The organism is Ensifer soli (genome assembly GCF_041928815.1).
Classification (GTDB): Bacteria; Pseudomonadota; Alphaproteobacteria; order Rhizobiales; family Rhizobiaceae; genus JBHFEI01.
Map to the genome: position 1 here is coordinate 553,465 of NZ_JBHFEI010000001.1, position 15,889 is coordinate 569,353.

The following is a 15,889-nucleotide window of genomic DNA, read 5'->3' on the forward strand; positions in this document are numbered from 1 at the left end:
GACCGATCGCGCGGGTGGCATGCGCGACGTCGCGGAACCGGACATGTCGGGAAGGACGGGGGCACGGCCAGACGGCGCGGCCCGCCGTCGAGAAGGCGGCGGGGCACGGCCGGCCCCGCCACCGCCCCGGGGGCTCTCAGAACAGCGTCTTCACCTTGTCGGCGATCGCATGGCCGAGGCGGATGTTTGTCTCGGCGGAGAAATGGATGCCGTCGACGCCATCCGTCTGGACGTGGTCGCCGGCGGCGAGGAACTCGACCTTCATGAAATCGGCCAGCGCCTTGTAGAGCCTTGCCAGTTCCTTCGACTTCTCGTAACCGCCGTCGAACATGCCCTCGAACCAGGGATCGGGCATGGGGGCGAGCGGCGGCGGTGCCACCACCAGCACCTTCGGCGCCGGATAGGGCGTGCCGATGCCGCCGGCCGAGCCCAGAACCTGGCCGACGAGCTTGCCCATGCCGTTGGCGATCTCGTAGGGCGTGCGGTGGAAATAGGATTTCGTGTCGTTGGTGCCGAGCAGGAGGATGACGAGGTCGAGCGGCAGATGGCTCGCGAGCGCCGCCGGCAGGTAGGCGCTGCCGTTGAGCCGCGGATCGTTCGGATCGTCGAGGCTGGTGGTGCGGGCGCTGAGCCCCTCCTCGACGATATGGTAGCCGTCGCCGAGCCGGGCCGCCATGGCGCCGGTCCAGCGCTGTTCGAAAGGATATCTGAGCGTCGGGGCGGATTCCGCAACCGGAATCCAGCCCCAGGTGAGCGAGTCGCCAAAACACATGATCGCGCGCTTGTCGGCCATTTCGGTCCTCCTTCTAATGGCTGGTGAAACTTATCGCTTGGCGCTGAGGCCGTAGAAGATCGCCGCGAACAGGATGATCAGTCCCTGCGCGACCAGCTTGCCCGCATCGCCGACACCGAACATCGTCATCACGACGAAGAGGAAGGCGAAGCAGAGCACGCCGAAGAACGGCCCCCAGACGCCGCCCTCGCCGCGGCCGAAGACCACGCCGCCGAGAATGGTGGCGGCAACGGAGAGGATCGGCAGGTCGAGGCCGACGCGCACGCTGCCGACCGCGATCGACGCGGTCTGGACCAGGGCGGCGACCGCCGCGATCAGCCCCGCCAGCGTGTGCGCGAGGATGACGGTGCGCTCGACCGGCACGCCGGAGACGTGGGCGGCCTGCATGTTCTCGCCGACCGCGGTGACGAAGCGGCCGAACACGGCCTGCGACAGGAACAGCGCCATCGCCGCCGTCAGCACCACCCAGAAGATCACCGGCGTCGGCAGGCCGAGGAGGCGCGTGTTGAACAGTTCGCCGAAGACGGCCGGCACGTCGCCCGGCGGCTTGCCGCTCGACAGGTACTGGACGAAGCCGACGAGCACGATGCTCAGCGCCAGCGTGACGATGACCGCCGAGACCCGGCGCTTCGCCACCATCACCCCGTTGAAGAGACCGATGACGAGGCCGATCAGAAGGGCGACCCCGACGAAGAAGGCGAGCGAGGCGCCGGCGAAGACGCCCGACGAGATGCAGTAGTTGATCAGGAGGATGACGCCGCCGCCGGAGAGATCGATCGACTTCACCCGCATCACCAGCAACTGCCCGAGCACGAGGATGCCGAGCGGCACGACTTGGCGGACGAAGACGCCGATGACGTTCAGATTGAACATCTGCGGCCGCGCGGCGAACAGGATGACGAGCAGCAGCGCCAGCAGGTAGTAGGAGGGCGGCACCCTGGCAAGACGCCGGAGGACGGGGGACTGGACGAGCAACGACATCGCTTACAACCCGATCTTCTTGCGCGACTGGAGGCCGACGACGGCCATCAGCAGCACGCCCTTGACCGCGGTCTGGACGAAGGGCGTGACATTGGTGAGGTTCATGCCGTTCGACAGGAGCGCCAGCACCACGACGCCGATCACCGTGCCGTGCAGGCTGCCGACGCCGCCGGAGAGCTGCGTGCCGCCGATCGCCACCGCCGTGATCGCGTCGAGCTCCATCAAAAGGCCGACATTCGGATCGCCCGAGACGATGCGGCCGGCGAGGAATACGCCGGCAAGGGCGGCGAAGAGCGAGGAGATCACATAGGCGAGCAGGATGTTGCGGCTCGCGGGGATGCCGAAATTGCGCGCCGCGTCGGAACTTCCCGAGGCGATGCCGCCGCCGATGGCGAAGAGATGCAGGCCGTAGCGCGAGCCGTAGAGCAGTTTCCACGCGACGAGCAGGGTGGCGATGCCCCAGAGGATCGGCAGGGGAATGCCAGCGACGGAGCCGTCGACCGACCAGCGCACCAGATCGGGCACCGAGCCTCCCGACACCGGCCGCAGCACCCTGGTGATGCCGAGCACGACATATTGCATCGAGAGCGTGGCGATGATCGGGTGGACGTTGAGGCGCGTAACGCAGAGGCCGTTGACGGCACCGATCAGCGCAGCGAGCGCGAAGACGCCGGGAAGCGTGACGATGCCGGGCAGATCGAGCGCCAGGATCGCCGTGGTGAAGCTGACGACCGAGCCGACCGACAGATCCAGCCCGCCGACGAGCACGACGAACATCTGGCCGACCGCCGTGATCAGCAGCGGCATGGCCTGGGCGACGAGATTGGCGAGGTTGCTCCACTGGCCGAACTGGCTCGTGGTGGCGCCGAGCCAGAGCGCCATCGCCAGGGCGACAGCGAGGGGCAGCGCCCAGAGGCCCTGGCGGTGGCCGCGCCCCGCGAGGAGCTTTTGAAACCTACCGGACTTCGCTGTGGTCATCGACCTTCCCCGTCTTCATGCGCCAAGCGCGGCGTCGAGGATGGCGTGCTCGCTCGCCTCCGCCGCCGGCATTTCCGAAACCACGGTGTTGCCGTGGACGACGTAGAGCCGGTCGCAGAGGCCGATCAGTTCCACGGTCTCGCGCGACAGCACGAGGACGGCGCCGCCGGCACGGGCGAAATCGCGCAGGATCCGGTAGATCTCCGCCTTGGCGCCGATGTCGACCCCGCGCGTCGGCTCCTCGATCAGCAGAAGATCCGCATCGGTGGCGAGCGCGCGGCCGAGCAGCACCTTCTGCTGGTTCCCGCCCGACAGCGCGCCGACCATCGTCGAGGGCCCCGCGGCCTTGACGCCGAGCCGGCGCATCGTGTCCGCGATCACGCCGCCGTAGCGGCACGCCCGGGCCGTCGCCGGCCTTGCGGCATGCAGCGCCATCGCGATGTTCTGGCCGACGGAGAGACCGAGGAACAGGCCCTCGTCCTTGCGGTCCTCCGGCACGAAGGCGCCGCCAAGCGCCTGAAGCCGCCGAACGCCGCTCTCCTTCGGAAAAGGCAGGTTCAGGACCATGCCGCGGCGCGAGACGCTGCCCTCGACCGGCGCGAACTGGCCGACGAGCGCGCGCAGCACCTTCTGCTGCCCCTGCCCCTCGAGCCCCGCCAGCCCGACGATCTCGCCCTTGCGCAGCTTAAGGGAGAGGGGCGTCGCGCCGGGCTCCAGCCGCAGCCCGTCGATCGAAAGCGCGATCTCGCCCGTTCCCTCGCCGCGACGCGGATAGAGGTCCTCCAGCTCCCGGCCGACCATCATCGCGATCAGCGAGGAGGGCGTCATCTCGGACAGCGGCCGGGTGCCGACCCGCTGGCCGTCCTTCAGCACGGTGACCACGTCGCAAATGGCGAAGATCTCGTCCATGCGATGCGAAATGTAGACGATCGCCTTGCCGGCATCGCGCAAGGCCCGGATGTGGCGGTTGAGGATCTCGACATCGGCGGCGTTCAGCGCCGCCGTCGGTTCGTCGAGGATGAAGACGCTCGCGTCCGCGTCGATGCCGTGGGCGATCTCGACGAACTGCCGCTCGGCGATCGAGAGTTCCGAGACGAGCGTGTCGGGATTAAGCGCTAGGCCCAGCTTTGCCAGCGCCCCTTGTGTCTCTTCACGCATGCGATGCCGGTCGATGGTGCCGAAGCGGCCGATCGGCTCGCGGCCGAGGAACATATTCTCGGCGATCGTCATGTTCGGCAGGAGCGACAGTTCCTGGAAGACCGTCGAGATGCCCGCCTCGAGCGCCGCCCGCGGATTGGCGAAGGAGACCGCCGCGCCGAGGCGGCAGATGTCGCCGCTGTCGGGCTGGTGCACGCCGGCGAGGATCTTCATCAGCGTCGATTTTCCTGCGCCGTTCTCGCCCATCAGCGCATGGACGGTGCCGGGGGACAGCGACAGCGAGACGTCCTTCAGCGCGACGCTCGCGCCGAAGGCCTTGGATATGCCGGACATGGTGACGAGATCGGTCATCGTTCCTCCGCGTGCCGCGGGAGGCGGACAGCGCCCGCCTCCTCACGACGATGCCCTACTGCTTGGCGTAGAACGTCTTCAGCTGCTCCTCGGAAAGCTCCGACGGCCACCAGACATTGGCGGAGAGATCGTCGCGGTAATAGGTCTTGACCTTTTCGAGATCCCAGCCCGGCGGGTTGTAGTCGTAGTGCTTCTTCAGTTCCTTGCCCTCGAGCAGGGCGACGGCGGCGCGCACGCCGGCGGCCCCTTGCGCGGGACTGTATTCCGAGGAGACCGACTTGAAGCCGTCGGCGATCCACTGGCCGAAGAAGCCGTTGTTGCCCTCGCCCGAGATCGGCGGGATCGCCGCGCCGAACTGCTTGAACACGTCGACGCAGGCACGCGTCATGTCGGCGCCGGAGGACCAGATTCCGTCGACGTTCGGATCGTTGAGGTAGAGCGTCTCGCAGACCTTCTTCGCCTTGTCGTACTGCCAGTCGCCATGCTCCTCGGCGACGATCTTGATCTCGCTGCCCTCGAGCGACTGCTGAAGCCCCTTGTAACGGTTGGTGTCCTCCGGATGGCCGGCAAGGCCGCGCAGCACCCAGATGTTGCCCTTGCCGCCCAGTTCCTTGACGAGGAAGTCGCCCATGACCTTGCCGAAATGCTCCGCGCCGCCCTGGATTTCGGTGGTGTAGGCGTCGGAATCGATGCGGCCGGTGTGCAGCACGACCGGAATGCCGGCGGCGACCGCCTTCTCGATGCTGGCATTGGCGGACGTCGTCGTCACCGGCTGGACGATGATCGCGTCGACCTTCTGGGCGATCAGGTCCTCGATGTCGGCGACCTGCTTCTTCTGGTCGAAGCCGGCGTCGAGCAGGACGAACTTGGAAATCCGCTGGTCGCGGTCGGCGGCGGCCTGCGCCTCATGGGCGACCTGGACGGTCCAGGTGTTGGCGTTGACGCCGAAACTGCTCATGCCGATGACCCAGGGCGCGTCCTTCCTGTACTTGCCCGCCTCGACCGAGGGATTGTCGCCCTCGCGCACAGTGAGCCCGTCCATGAGCTTGACGTCCTCGGCGCCGACCGGCGTGGCGAAGACCACGCCCGCGAGCAGCACCGAGATGCCGATGTTCCTGATGATGCTTCTCATACCTTCTCCTCCAAAAGCAGGCATCCGACCGGGAAGACGAGACGCGCAAGGCATGAAGCGGCGGCGGCCCGCGGCATCTGCCCGGCGCCCGAATGCGGCCTGAAACGGTCTCGAAACTCTCCTCCGGCCAACAGAAAATCACCGGCGATCCGGCCTGTCAATAGTTATTCAGACTGAATGAATAATCTGCCATCCTTGCAAATCGCACGGTCCGGTGCGACATCTCGGTGCGGAAGGGAGCCCTTCCGGCGATGGAGGATCATCAGCGTGCGGACCGTCCTGTGCTTCGGCGATTCCAATACCCACGGCCAGATTCCGGGGCGCGGGCCGCTGGAACGCTACCGCCGCGACGAGCGCTGGGGCGGCGTGCTGGAACGGGCGCTCGGGCCCGGCTGGCAGGTGATCGAGGAGGGGCTCAGCGGCCGCACCACCGTGCATGACGACCCGATCGAGGGCGCGCTGAAGAACGGCCGGACCTATCTGCGCCCCTGCCTGCAGAGCCACGCGCCGCTCGACCTGATCATCCTCATGCTTGGCACCAACGACCTGAAGCGCCGCTTCAACATGCCGCCCTCGGAGGTGGCGATGGGGATCGGCTGCCTCGTCCACGACATCCGCGAGCTGTCGCCGGGCCCGGCCGGCCACGATCCCGAGATCATGATCGTCGCGCCGCCGCCGATGCTGCCCGACCTCAAGGAATGGGAGCAGATCTTTTCCGGCGCGCAGGAGAAATCCCACCGCCTCGCCCTCGAATTCGAGGTGATGGCCGATTCGCTCGAGGTGCACTTCTTCGATGCCGGCACGGTCTGCCAGTGTTCGCCGGCCGACGGCTTTCACATCGATGCGCAGGCGCATGTCAGGCTCGGCGAGGCCCTGGCGCAGGAAGTGCTGGCGATCGGGTGGCCGGATGCGTGAGACCACGGCCATGGCACCCCTTTGCGGGAAGGATCGCCACCATGCCTGACATGCGCTTCGCCCCGCCGAACCCGCTGCGCATCGCCGATCGCGCCAGCGGCCTCAATTCGCTGAGCGTGCGCAGCTACAACGAGCGCCTCGTCCTGTCGCTGCTCCTCCAGACGGAGGCGACGACGCGGCTGGAGATCGGCGAGAAGACCGGGCTCTCCGCCCAGACGATCTCGGTCATCGTCCGCTCGCTGGAACAGGAGGGGCTGGTCATGCGCGGCGAGGCGCAGAAGGGCCGCGTCGGCCCGCCGACGACGCCCCTGAAGCTCAACCCGGACGGCGCCTGTTCACTCGGCGTCAGCGTCGGCCATCGCAACACCCATGTCGTGGTCGTCGATTTCGTCGGCACCGTGCAGTACCAGCGGGTGATCCCGCACCGCGCCGCCGGCGCCTTCGACCGGCCGGAGGACCTGGCACGCGCCCTGCACGGCGCGGTCGACAGCCTGCCGGAGGCGCGGCGCAGCCGCATCGCCGGGATTGGCCTCGCCCTGCCGACGCCACCGATGGCGAACGGCCCCGACCATGCGGCGCTGCACCGCTACCTCGAAGGGGAGCTGGCGCTTCCCGTCTTCGTGCAGAACGACATCACGGCCGCCGCTGGCGGCGAGAGCCTGTTCGGCGCGGCCAGGCGGCTTCAGGATTTCCTGTTCTTCTATCTCGGCGCCCGCCTGCACAGCCGGCTGGTGCTGAACCACCAGATCTACAACGGCAATTCACCGATCAGCTACGATGTCGGCGTGCTGGCGCTGGAGCGGCGTCTCCCCGACGCGGTCGCCGCCGGGGCGCAGCTCTGGACGCAGGCCGGCCGGTGGCCCGATCTCGGCCCGCCCTTCGAGGCGTGGCGCAGCGCCTGCGCCGAACAGCTCCTCGGCCTGATCCGCGCGCTGCTGCAGTTCATCGAACTGAAGACGGTGGTCCTCTCCTCCTTCGTTCCGGCCGCCATCTGCGCCGATCTCTGCAGGCTGATCCGTGCCGAGCTTCCAGCCCTCGACGCCGTCGTCGGCGGAACCTCGGCCGCACCGAAGGCAATCGGCGCGGCGAGCCTGCCGTTCAGTTCGCGCTTCATGGTCGACTGAGGCGGTCTCGCCTTCTCCATGGACATCTCCCCGGCGACGCTTCGGTCTCTTGGAGAATATCCATCCGCTTCGGGACCGGGAAACGAAACGGACTATCCTTGCGGCGCCGCATCGAGGGGCCCATCTTCCTCAAGGCCGCCTTGGCGGCGCGGCCTTCCTCCCACGGCCGCCCCCTTTCCCGTCTCGACATTCGGACACGCCCATGACCTCCTCCCGACGCCTCCATCTCGGCGCCTTCATGCGCCCCGTCAGCCTGCACACCGGCGCCTGGCGCTATCCCGGCGCCTATCCGGACGCGAATTTCAACGTCGCCCATCTCGTCTCCTTCGCGCGCAAGCTGGAGGCGGCGAAGTTCGACGCCTTCTTCATGGCCGACCATCTCGCCGTGCTGAACATGCCGGTCGAGGCGCTGCGCCGCAGCCAGACGGTTACCTCCTTCGAACCCTTCACGCTGCTGTCCGCGATCGCGGCGCTCACCGAACGGATCGGCCTCGTCGCCACCGCTTCCACCACCTTCGACCAGCCCTACCATGTCGCCCGGCGCTTCGCCTCGCTCGACCATATCAGCGGCGGACGCGCCGGCTGGAACATCGTCACGACCTCGAACCCCGACGCGGCGCTGAATTTCGGCCTGACCGACCATGTCGAGCATGGCGAGCGCTATGTCCGCGCCCGCGAATTCTTCGACGTCGTCACCGGCCTCTGGGACAGTTTCGCCGACGACGCCTTTGCCCGCGACGTCGAGAGCGGGCTGTTCTTCGATCCGGCGCGCATGCATGTGCTCGACCACAAGGGGCCGCAACTGAACGTGCGCGGGCCGCTCAACATCGCGCGCCCGGTGCAGGGTTGGCCGGTGATCGTGCAGGCGGGGCAGTCGGAGCCCGGCCGGCAGCTTGCCGCCGAAACGGCCGAGGCCGTCTTCTGCGCCCCGCGCGACCTGGCCGACGGCAAGGCGCTCTATGCCGACATCAAGCGACGGCTCGCGCCCCTCGGCCGCGCCCGCGACGACCTCAAGCTGCTGCCCGCCGCCTTCGTCGTCATCGGCGAGACCGACGCCGAGGCGCGGGCGAAACGCCTGCATCTCGACAGCCTCGTCCATTACGAGAGCGCGATCGCCTCGCTGTCGGTCTGGCTCGGCCATGACGCCTCCGGCTTCGACCCGGACGCGCCGCTGCCGCCGATCCCGGAGACCAACGACAGCAAGACCGGGCGCGAGCAGGTGATCCGGCTTGCGGCGACCGAAGGGCTGACGGTGCGCCAGCTCGCCCAGCGCTATGGCGGCTATGCCGGCCTCGCCTTCGTCGGCAGCGTCGGGACGGTCGCCGACGCGATGGAGCAGTGGCTGATGGAGGAGGGATCGGACGGGTTCAACATCGTCTTCCCCTTCCTGCCGCAGGGCCTCGACGACGTGACGGAAAAACTGGTGCCGGAACTGCAGCGGCGCGGCCTCTTCCGCAAGGACTACGAGGGCACGACGCTGCGCGACCATCTCGGGCTGAAACGGCCGCCGAACCGCTTCTTCGCCTGAGACGAAGCGGCTCCAGCCGTGATAGAGCGGCGTGAAGACATCCCGTGCAAGAAAGGCCTGCCATGCTCCCCTTCCCCACGATCGGCTTCGTCGGCACCGGGACGATCAGCGCGGCGATGGCGCGCGGGCTTCTGGCGGATCCGCCGGCGTTGGAGGCGGTCCTCGTCTCGCCGCGCAATGCGGAAACCGCGGCGCGGCTCGCGGCGGATTTTTCCGCCGTGACGATCGCCGCCGACAACCAGTCCGTGATCGACGGCAGCGCCGTCGTCGTGCTCGCGGTGCGGCCGCAGATCGCGGAAGGGGTGATCCGACCCTTGCGTTTCCGAGAGGGGCAGACGGTGATCAGCCTCGTCGCCGCGACCGAGCGGGAGACGCTGCACGCCTGGATCGGCGCCGGCGTCACCCTCGTCCAGGCGGTGCCGCTGCCCTTCGTCGAGCGGCGGCGCGGCACGACCGCGCTCTATCCGCCCGACGCGACGGCGCAGGCGCTCTTCGACGTCCTCGGCACGGCGGTTGCCTGCGACACGCCGGCCGAATATGACCTGCTCGCCGCCGCGAGCGCCCTGATGGCGAGCTATTTCGGCATCATGGACCGGACGGTCCGCTGGCTGGAGAAGGAGGGCCTGCCGGCGAAGAAGGGCCGCGCCTATCTCGCTCCCCTCTTCGCCGAACTCGGCGAGACGGCCCGCCTCTCCGGGGCGGAAAGCTTCGATCACCTGAGCCGGGAATTCGCGACGAAGGGCGGGCTCAACGAGCAGGTCTTTTCCGATTTCGAGAAGAATGGCGGCACGGCCGCCCTGACCGCCGCACTCGACCGGGTGCTGGCGCGCATCCGCGGCCGGTGAGCCCGCCCGCCGGTGCGCTCCGTCAGAAGGTCGGCGGCGTGCAGGCGCTGATCACCTCACAGGCGACCGGCCCGACGCAGCGGAAACGGTGCGGCCGGCGGCTGTCGAAGCAATAGGCATCGCCGGGACCGAGGATGCGGCGCTCGTCGTCGACGGTCACCTCCAGCCGGCCGGAGAGCACGATGCCGCCCTCCTCTCCCTCGTGCACGAGCGGCACCTTGCCGGTGTCGGCGCCCGGCTGGTAACATTCCTTGAGAATCTGCAGGCTTCGGCCGACGAGCGTGTCGCCGACCTGGCGGTAGGAGATCTTGCCCTTGCCGATCTCGACCAGGTCCTCGGCCGCGTAGAAGGCCCGGACCGGCCGCTCCGGCTCGAAGGCGAAGAATTCGGCGAGGCCGATCGGAATGCCGTCGAGAATGCGCTTCAGCGCGCCGACGGACGGGTTGGAGGCATTGGATTCGATGAGCGAGATGGTGGAATTGGTGACGCCCGCCCGCTTGGCCAGTTCGCGCTGCGACAGCTTCTGGGCGAGGCGCAGGTGGCGCAGCCGGCCGCCGATATCGACGCTCATCGCATGCTCCGTTTGAGATGTTCGAAATCGCGCAAATACTAGTGACTGCCTCGTGAATTTTCAAGGACTTGCAGGGATCAAGAAAAGGACTTGTTCACAACCGTAAAATGGCGGAAGCCAGTCACATCGACCATGGAGGTGCCGCATGAACATGATCAACCGGGGCAACATGCCCGTCCTCGACAATTTCTGGATGCCGTTCACCGCCAACCGCCAGTTCAAGGCGGCGCCGCGGCTGCTCGCCGGCGCCGAGGGCATGTATTACACCGACATCGACGGCAACCGCGTGCTCGACGGAACGGCGGGCCTGTGGTGCGTCAATGCCGGCCATGGCCGCAGGCGGATCATCGAGGCGGTCGAGCGGCAGCTGACGACGCTCGACTTCGCGCCGACCTTCCAGATGGGCCACCCGATCGCCTTCGATTTCGCCGCCAAGCTCGCGGCGCATGCGCCGGGCGGGCCGGACGGCAAACTCGACCGCATCTTCTTCACCGGCTCCGGCTCCGAATCCGTCGACACGGCGCTGAAGATCGCCATCGCCTACCAGCGCGCCATCGGCCAGGGCACCCGCACCCGCATCATCGGCCGCGAAAAGGGCTATCACGGCGTCGGCTTCGGCGGCATCTCCGTCGGTGGCCTCGTCAACAACCGCCGCGTCTTCCCGCAGATCCCGGCCGACCACATGCGCCACACGCTCGACATCGAGCGCAACGCCTTCACGAAGGGCCTGCCGGAAGGCGGCGCGGAGCTTGCCGACGACCTGGAGCGGCTGGTGATGCTGCACGGCGCCGAGACGATCGCCGCCGTCATCGTCGAGCCGATGTCGGGATCGGCCGGCGTGATCCTGCCGCCGAAGGGCTATCTGGAACGGCTGAGGGCAATCGCCGACAAATACGGCATCCTGCTGATCTTCGACGAGGTGATCACCGGCTTCGGCCGCCTCGGCACGCCCTTTGCGGCAGACTATTTCGGCGTGACGCCCGACCTCATCACCACCGCCAAGGGCATCACCAACGGAACGATCCCGATGGGTGCCGTCTTCGCCGCGCGCAAGGTGCATGACGGGCTGATGGCCGGGCCGGAAAACGCCATCGAGCTCTTCCACGGCTACACCTATTCCGGCCACCCGGCCGCCTGCGCCGCCGGCATCGCCACCCTGGAGATCTACGAGGAGGAAGGCCTGCTCACCCGTGCGACCGAACTTGCCGATCACTGGCAGGAGGCGCTGCACGGGCTGAAGGACCATCCCCACGTCGCCGACATCCGCAATCTCGGCCTCGTCGGCGCGATCGAGCTCAAGCCCCGCGACGGCGCGCCCGGCACGCGCGCCTATGACGTCTTCGTCGACTGCTTCCACAAGGGCCTGCTCGTCCGCGTCACCGGCGACATCATCGCACTGTCGCCGCCGCTGATCATCGAGAAGGGCGAGATCGACACGATCGTCTCGGTCATCGGCGATGCGCTGAAGCGCGCCGCCTGAACCGGCATCATGCCGAAAGGCCGGACGGGGTGGCAAGCGCCGCTCCGTCCGGCCGAAAACCTGTCGGATCGGCAGATCCGGAGCTTATCCCGCAGACGCGGGGCCGCTTCGGCAGCGGGCGATGCTCACAGGTGATCGACCTCAGTCGACAGGAGCGTAACCCGGCTTCCTGTAGAGCGTCTGCTTGCGTCCCCTGATGTCGGGGAGGAACACGTCCTCGTCCCAGCGCTCGGCGGGAACGTCCTCGATCGCCACCGACACCGTTTCCTCGCCGACGCCGAGCGCGCCGGTGAGCGCCGCCGTCAGCCTTTCGGTCAGATCCGCCTTCATCGCCTCCGAGCGCCCCTCGATCATCTTCACCACGACATGCGGCATGTCCGTCTCTCCCTTGCCATGACGTCTCCCGGCGCCGCCCGGCCTCACCGGGAGGCGTATTCCGCGTCGGTCACCGGCTCCAGCCAGTCGACGACCTTTCCGTCGAGATGTTCCTGGATCCCGATATGCGTCATCGCGGTGGTCGGCGATGCGCCGTGCCAGTGTCTTTCGCCCGGCTCGAACCAGACGACGTCGCCCGGACGAATCTCCTCGACCGGGCCGCCGTCGCGCTGGACGAGGCCGACGCCGGCGGTGACGATCAGGGTCTGGCCGAGCGGATGGGTGTGCCAGGCGGTGCGCGCGCCCGGCTCGAAAGTGACGGCGGCGGCCGCGGCCCTTCGCGCCGCATTGGCGGCGAACAGCGGGTCCATGCGCACGGTTCCGGTAAACCAGCCGGCCGGGCCGGGAACCGAGGGCTGCGTGCCGTTCCTGTCGATCTTCATGCGTCTCTCCCCAAGTCGGCGGGCTTTTGCGGCCCTTCATAGCACGGCGGGGGGCCGCCCTTCGAGGGCATTCCGCAACGCCCTTCGATCCGGACCGCTTCCTTGCAACATCCGGTATGCAACATCCGGCGTGTAACAGCCGGCGGCGCTTAGGGGACAACGGCGCGAAACAGGCGGAGGCGACAAGGGCGGCATTCGACAGCCCTTCCGGAGACGCCCCGATGACTGCCCCGCTTCGCCCCCTCCTGCTTACGCGCGACGAGCGCCATTACCGCGAGCGCGAGCTGCGCCGCCTCGCCGCCCTCGACGACCGGCTGCTCGCCGATGTCGGCATCAGCCGTGCGGAGATCGACAGGCTGCAGCAACGGCTCGACGAGGCCGCGTCGCCCGGCGCATCCGGTTTCCGGCGCGCCGGGCGCATGCGCGCGGCCCTCATCGTCTTCCTGCGACGGCTTTCGGCCTGGCCGGCCGCCTCCGTCTGATCGCACGCATCCCCTCCGGCAGGTCCGCGCCGGAGGACGGCGGCGGCAGGCGCGATCACCCCACCCCTGCCGCCGTCCGGCATCCTGCCCGCCCCGTCAGTTGATCGCGACGGGCTTCGAGCGCATGCGCGCGACCGTCTCGCGCTCGGCCCGCTTGCAGCGCATCGGCGGCAGGCCGCGGTCCATCAGGTCCATGTCCTCGAGCACCATGTCGCCCATCTTCGTGAACGCGCTGTCGAGCGCGCCGGCCCGGTGGGCCGAACGCAGGAAGCCGTCGAGCCGGCGCACCGGATGGTCGGCCGGCAGCGGCTCCTCCGGAAACACGTCGCTCGCCGCGACGATATGGCCGCGCTCGACCGCCGCCATCAGCGCGTCGAAATCGACGACGCCGGCGCGGCTGAGCAGAATGAAGGCCGCCCCTCTCCGCATGCGCGCAAAGGCCTCGGCACCGAGGAAACCCTCGTTCTCGCTGGTCACCGCCGCGACGACGAAGACGACGTCGCTGTCCGACAGGACCGTGTCAAGAGAGGCGGGCTCGACGCCGTTGTCCTTCAGGATCGAGGCCGGCATCCAGGGATCGAAGACGCGGATGCGGGCACGGAAGCCGGTCAGCACGCGGTTCAGCGCCTTGCCGAGATCGCCGAAGCCGACGATGCCGATCTCGGCGCCGGACAGAAGCCTGGCGGCGCGATTGCCCTCGCCGCCCCAGAGCTCCCGGCCCTCGCGGAAGGCGAGATCGGCATCGACCACGCCGCGCAGCAGGTTCAGCGCCATGGCGAGGCCGAGTTCGGCCACCGGCTCGGCGAAGACCTGCCCCGTCGTCACCACATGGATGCCCCGGGCAAAGAGCACGTCATAGGGCATGTTGTTGATCAGGTTGCTCTCGACGTTCAGCACCGCCCTCAGCTTCGGCATCCGCGCCAGCGTCTCCTCGCAGAGCGGCGGCTGGCCGAGGATGAAGCGCGCCTCGCCAAGGACGGCGTCGCCGAGACCGGCGATGTCCTCGGGGTCCGCCTCGACGATCCTGTAGCGCCGTTTGAGATCGGCGCGAGCCTCGGCGGTGAAGATCAGGTCGAGGCTGCGGGGTTCTGGCGCGCTGATCACCAGCGGCCTGTCGGCATGTGTCATTCCGGTCCTCCCTGCCGGCGGGCGGCCGGCATGCGTGCGTCATCTGCGGAACGGGTCAGCGATCCGTGCGGGGGAAGAAGGCGTCCAAGCGCCCGCTGCTTCCGTCCCGACCCATCGTCCGGCATCGAAGCGGTCCTGCCTCGACGGGAGATGCTCTAAACGATCCCGCGGCGGAAGCGAAGCCGGATCGCGCCTTGCCCTGCGGGGCGTTACCAGTTCAGCCCGCGCTTCTGCCGTTCGAGCGAGGGCGGGAGTCGGTTTCCCTGGAAAGTGAGGCCGTCCTGCGTGCATTCGTAGACGGTGCTGTAGCGCGGCCCGTTCGTCGGCAGAAACGGATCGGCATTCCTGAGGATCACCTGCTCGCAGGTGACGCGGCGGCCGGGCTCGGCCTGGGCGGGATCCACCACGCCCGGCAGGTCGCGGTAGAGCTGCGCGCTTGCCGCGTCGGGCGCGAGAAGGGCCGCGCAGAGCGCGATCGCAAGGCAGGTCCTGGTCATCGGGGTGTCCACAATTGTTTCGGCGGCACGGTATCGCAGCCGCGCCGCATGCGCTATAGGCCGATCGAGATCGGACGGCATGTGGGAAGCGGCGATGGCGAACGCAATACGGTATCACGAAGGCGACATTTCTTCAGAGGACGCGGCGCGCTACACCGGCGCCATCGCCGTCGACACGGAAACGCTCGGGCTGGTTCCGCGCCGCGACCGTCTCTGCGTCGTCCAGCTTTCGCCCGGCGACGGCACGGCCGACGTGGTCCGGATCGCCAAAGGCCAGCGCTCGGCGCCGAACATCGAGGCGATGATGGCCGACCCGTCCCGCGAGAAGATCTTCCACTACGGCCGCTTCGACATCGCCGTGCTCTTCCACACCTTCGGCGTTACGGCGGCGCCGGTGTTCTGCACCAAGATCGCCTCGCGCCTGACCCGCACCTACACCGACCGGCACGGGCTGAAGGACAACCTCAAGGAAATGCTGGAGATCGACATCTCCAAGCAGCAGCAGTCCTCCGACTGGGCGGCCGAGACGCTGACGCAGGCGCAGCTCGATTATGCGGCCTCGGACGTGCTCTACCTCCACGCGCTGCGCGACCGGCTGAAGGCGAGACTTGCGCGCGACGATCGCGGGGCGCTGGCCGAGGCCTGCTTCGACTTCCTGCCGAGCCGCGCCAAGCTCGACCTGCTCGGCTGGGAAGAGACCGACATCTTCGCCCACAGCTAAAAGGCGGTCTCAGCCAGGCCCGGCGGCAACCAGCGCGAACCACAGCGCCTTGCAGGCGATGTGCAATGCCTGGTCGGTGGCGAAACCGATCCGTCCCCTGACCTTCGCCTCGTCGATCGCCGTATGCGCCGCCCATTCGGCGACACCCAGCCAGACATTGCCGGTGACGAGCGCGACCGCCGCGCCGTGGATGCCGGCATGGGCGACGAGGTGGTAGAGCCGCAACGGCCCCCGCGCCTTCGCCTCGGCGAGAAAGGCACCCTGCAGCGGATAGTCGCAGACCCAGTGCGCCGCAAGCAGCATCAGGGCGAGGGTGGGCAGGGGCAAGGGATCAATCATCAGGGGCGGGGCCGGGCTTCATCTGTAGAAACCGCCTTATATAGGCAA

17 protein-coding genes and 1 pseudogene are annotated in these 15,889 nt (G+C 68.2%); 7 read left to right on the plus strand and 11 right to left on the minus strand.

Annotation, left to right across the window (positions count from 1 at the left end; all coding sequences use genetic code 11):
* Positions 1-136: 136 nt before the first annotated feature.
* Genes ACEVQ6_RS02545 through ACEVQ6_RS02565 form a run of 5 tightly spaced genes read right to left on the minus strand, consistent with a single transcriptional unit; the run spans position 137 to position 5,393 of the window.
* Positions 137-793 (minus strand): SGNH/GDSL hydrolase family protein, encoded by a 657-nt coding sequence (locus tag ACEVQ6_RS02545; RefSeq protein WP_374887309.1) that lies wholly within the window; start codon positions 791-793, stop codon positions 137-139.
* A 30-nt stretch (positions 794-823) separates the two neighbouring features.
* On the minus strand, positions 824-1,774 hold the full coding sequence (locus tag ACEVQ6_RS02550) for an ABC transporter permease (protein WP_374887310.1): 951 nt from the start codon (positions 1,772-1,774) through the stop codon (positions 824-826).
* A gap of 3 nt (positions 1,775-1,777) precedes the next feature.
* Entirely contained in the window at positions 1,778-2,752 is a 975-nt protein-coding gene (locus tag ACEVQ6_RS02555) for an ABC transporter permease (RefSeq protein ID WP_374887311.1), read from the minus strand.
* Between the two features lie 15 nt (positions 2,753-2,767).
* Positions 2,768-4,261, minus strand: a complete 1,494-nt coding sequence (locus ACEVQ6_RS02560; protein ID WP_374887312.1) for a sugar ABC transporter ATP-binding protein — start codon at positions 4,259-4,261, stop codon at positions 2,768-2,770.
* Positions 4,262-4,316: 55 nt separating this feature from the next.
* Positions 4,317-5,393, minus strand: coding sequence for an ABC transporter substrate-binding protein (locus ACEVQ6_RS02565; protein ID WP_374887313.1), 1,077 nt, complete (start codon positions 5,391-5,393; stop codon positions 4,317-4,319).
* Between the two features lie 267 nt (positions 5,394-5,660).
* On the opposite strand from ACEVQ6_RS02565, the gene ACEVQ6_RS02570 reads away from it, so the two are divergent.
* The 4 genes from ACEVQ6_RS02570 to ACEVQ6_RS02585 all read left to right on the plus strand — a co-directional run bounded on the left by ACEVQ6_RS02570 (position 5,661) and on the right by ACEVQ6_RS02585 (position 9,805).
* Entirely contained in the window at positions 5,661-6,308 is a 648-nt protein-coding gene (locus ACEVQ6_RS02570; RefSeq protein WP_374887314.1) for an SGNH/GDSL hydrolase family protein, read from the plus strand.
* A 50-nt stretch (positions 6,309-6,358) separates the two neighbouring features.
* Positions 6,359-7,432: an ROK family transcriptional regulator gene (locus ACEVQ6_RS02575; protein WP_374887366.1), complete on the plus strand. Its 1,074-nt coding sequence runs from the start codon at positions 6,359-6,361 to the stop codon at positions 7,430-7,432.
* 202 nt (positions 7,433-7,634) lie between these two features.
* A complete protein-coding gene (locus ACEVQ6_RS02580) occupies positions 7,635-8,960 on the plus strand; it encodes an LLM class flavin-dependent oxidoreductase (protein WP_374887315.1) in 1,326 nt (441 codons plus the stop codon).
* 62 nt (positions 8,961-9,022) lie between these two features.
* Positions 9,023-9,805, plus strand: coding sequence for a pyrroline-5-carboxylate reductase (locus tag ACEVQ6_RS02585; RefSeq protein WP_374887316.1), 783 nt, complete (start codon positions 9,023-9,025; stop codon positions 9,803-9,805).
* Between the two features lie 22 nt (positions 9,806-9,827).
* Here the strand turns inward: ACEVQ6_RS02585 and ACEVQ6_RS02590 are convergent, their stop codons facing one another.
* The gene (locus ACEVQ6_RS02590) at positions 9,828-10,376 is read right to left on the minus strand and encodes a cupin domain-containing protein (protein ID WP_374887317.1); all 549 of its coding nucleotides are present in this window, start codon (positions 10,374-10,376) and stop codon (positions 9,828-9,830) included.
* Positions 10,377-10,521: 145 nt separating this feature from the next.
* On the opposite strand from ACEVQ6_RS02590, the gene ACEVQ6_RS02595 reads away from it, so the two are divergent.
* Positions 10,522-11,856: an aspartate aminotransferase family protein gene (locus ACEVQ6_RS02595; RefSeq protein WP_374887318.1), complete on the plus strand. Its 1,335-nt coding sequence runs from the start codon at positions 10,522-10,524 to the stop codon at positions 11,854-11,856.
* A 141-nt stretch (positions 11,857-11,997) separates the two neighbouring features.
* Here ACEVQ6_RS02595 and ACEVQ6_RS02600 read toward each other — a convergent pair whose 3' ends face one another.
* Both ACEVQ6_RS02600 and ACEVQ6_RS02605 read right to left on the minus strand, forming a co-directional pair.
* A complete protein-coding gene (locus ACEVQ6_RS02600) occupies positions 11,998-12,231 on the minus strand; it encodes a tautomerase family protein (RefSeq protein ID WP_374887319.1) in 234 nt (77 codons plus the stop codon).
* Positions 12,232-12,275: 44 nt separating this feature from the next.
* Positions 12,276-12,674, minus strand: coding sequence for a (R)-mandelonitrile lyase (locus ACEVQ6_RS02605; RefSeq protein WP_374887320.1), 399 nt, complete (start codon positions 12,672-12,674; stop codon positions 12,276-12,278).
* Positions 12,675-12,895: 221 nt separating this feature from the next.
* Between ACEVQ6_RS02605 and ACEVQ6_RS02610 the strand changes: the two are divergent.
* Positions 12,896-13,024: pseudogene (locus ACEVQ6_RS02610) on the plus strand (DUF1127 domain-containing protein); the annotation flags it as partial.
* 228 nt (positions 13,025-13,252) lie between these two features.
* Here the strand turns inward: ACEVQ6_RS02610 and ACEVQ6_RS02615 are convergent.
* Complete coding sequence (locus ACEVQ6_RS02615; protein WP_374887321.1) at positions 13,253-14,284, minus strand: hydroxyacid dehydrogenase; 1,032 nt, start codon at positions 14,282-14,284, stop codon at positions 13,253-13,255.
* Between the two features lie 209 nt (positions 14,285-14,493).
* On the minus strand, positions 14,494-14,781 hold the full coding sequence (locus ACEVQ6_RS02620; protein WP_374887322.1) for a hypothetical protein: 288 nt from the start codon (positions 14,779-14,781) through the stop codon (positions 14,494-14,496).
* A gap of 94 nt (positions 14,782-14,875) precedes the next feature.
* Here ACEVQ6_RS02620 and ACEVQ6_RS02625 point away from each other — a divergent pair, with 94 nt between their 5' ends.
* Entirely contained in the window at positions 14,876-15,502 is a 627-nt protein-coding gene (locus tag ACEVQ6_RS02625) for a ribonuclease D (protein ID WP_374887323.1), read from the plus strand.
* A 9-nt stretch (positions 15,503-15,511) separates the two neighbouring features.
* On the opposite strand, the gene ACEVQ6_RS02630 is transcribed toward ACEVQ6_RS02625, so the two are convergent.
* Positions 15,512-15,829 (minus strand): DUF3307 domain-containing protein, encoded by a 318-nt coding sequence (locus ACEVQ6_RS02630; RefSeq protein ID WP_374887324.1) that lies wholly within the window; start codon positions 15,827-15,829, stop codon positions 15,512-15,514.
* Positions 15,830-15,889 lie beyond the last annotated feature (60 nt).

What these genes read in the sequence shown, in the direction of transcription:
- ACEVQ6_RS02545 (WP_374887309.1), bottom strand. Translation starts at nt 793, where the DNA reads ATGGCCGACAAGCGCGCGATCATGTGTTTTGGCGACTCGCTCACCTGG.
- ACEVQ6_RS02550 (WP_374887310.1), bottom strand. Translation starts at nt 1,774, where the DNA reads ATGTCGTTGCTCGTCCAGTCCCCCGTCCTCCGGCGTCTTGCCAGGGTG.
- ACEVQ6_RS02555 (WP_374887311.1), bottom strand. Translation starts at nt 2,752, where the DNA reads ATGACCACAGCGAAGTCCGGTAGGTTTCAAAAGCTCCTCGCGGGGCGC.
- ACEVQ6_RS02560 (WP_374887312.1), bottom strand. Translation starts at nt 4,261, where the DNA reads ATGACCGATCTCGTCACCATGTCCGGCATATCCAAGGCCTTCGGCGCG.
- ACEVQ6_RS02565 (WP_374887313.1), bottom strand. Translation starts at nt 5,393, where the DNA reads ATGAGAAGCATCATCAGGAACATCGGCATCTCGGTGCTGCTCGCGGGC.
- ACEVQ6_RS02575 (WP_374887366.1), top strand. Translation starts at nt 6,359, where the DNA reads ATGCGCTTCGCCCCGCCGAACCCGCTGCGCATCGCCGATCGCGCCAGC.
- ACEVQ6_RS02580 (WP_374887315.1), top strand. Translation starts at nt 7,635, where the DNA reads ATGACCTCCTCCCGACGCCTCCATCTCGGCGCCTTCATGCGCCCCGTC.
- ACEVQ6_RS02585 (WP_374887316.1), top strand. Translation starts at nt 9,023, where the DNA reads ATGCTCCCCTTCCCCACGATCGGCTTCGTCGGCACCGGGACGATCAGC.
- ACEVQ6_RS02590 (WP_374887317.1), bottom strand. Translation starts at nt 10,376, where the DNA reads ATGAGCGTCGATATCGGCGGCCGGCTGCGCCACCTGCGCCTCGCCCAG.
- ACEVQ6_RS02595 (WP_374887318.1), top strand. Translation starts at nt 10,522, where the DNA reads ATGAACATGATCAACCGGGGCAACATGCCCGTCCTCGACAATTTCTGG.
- ACEVQ6_RS02600 (WP_374887319.1), bottom strand. Translation starts at nt 12,231, where the DNA reads ATGCCGCATGTCGTGGTGAAGATGATCGAGGGGCGCTCGGAGGCGATG.
- ACEVQ6_RS02605 (WP_374887320.1), bottom strand. Translation starts at nt 12,674, where the DNA reads ATGAAGATCGACAGGAACGGCACGCAGCCCTCGGTTCCCGGCCCGGCC.
- ACEVQ6_RS02615 (WP_374887321.1), bottom strand. Translation starts at nt 14,284, where the DNA reads ATGACACATGCCGACAGGCCGCTGGTGATCAGCGCGCCAGAACCCCGC.
- ACEVQ6_RS02620 (WP_374887322.1), bottom strand. Translation starts at nt 14,781, where the DNA reads ATGACCAGGACCTGCCTTGCGATCGCGCTCTGCGCGGCCCTTCTCGCG.
- ACEVQ6_RS02625 (WP_374887323.1), top strand. Translation starts at nt 14,876, where the DNA reads ATGGCGAACGCAATACGGTATCACGAAGGCGACATTTCTTCAGAGGAC.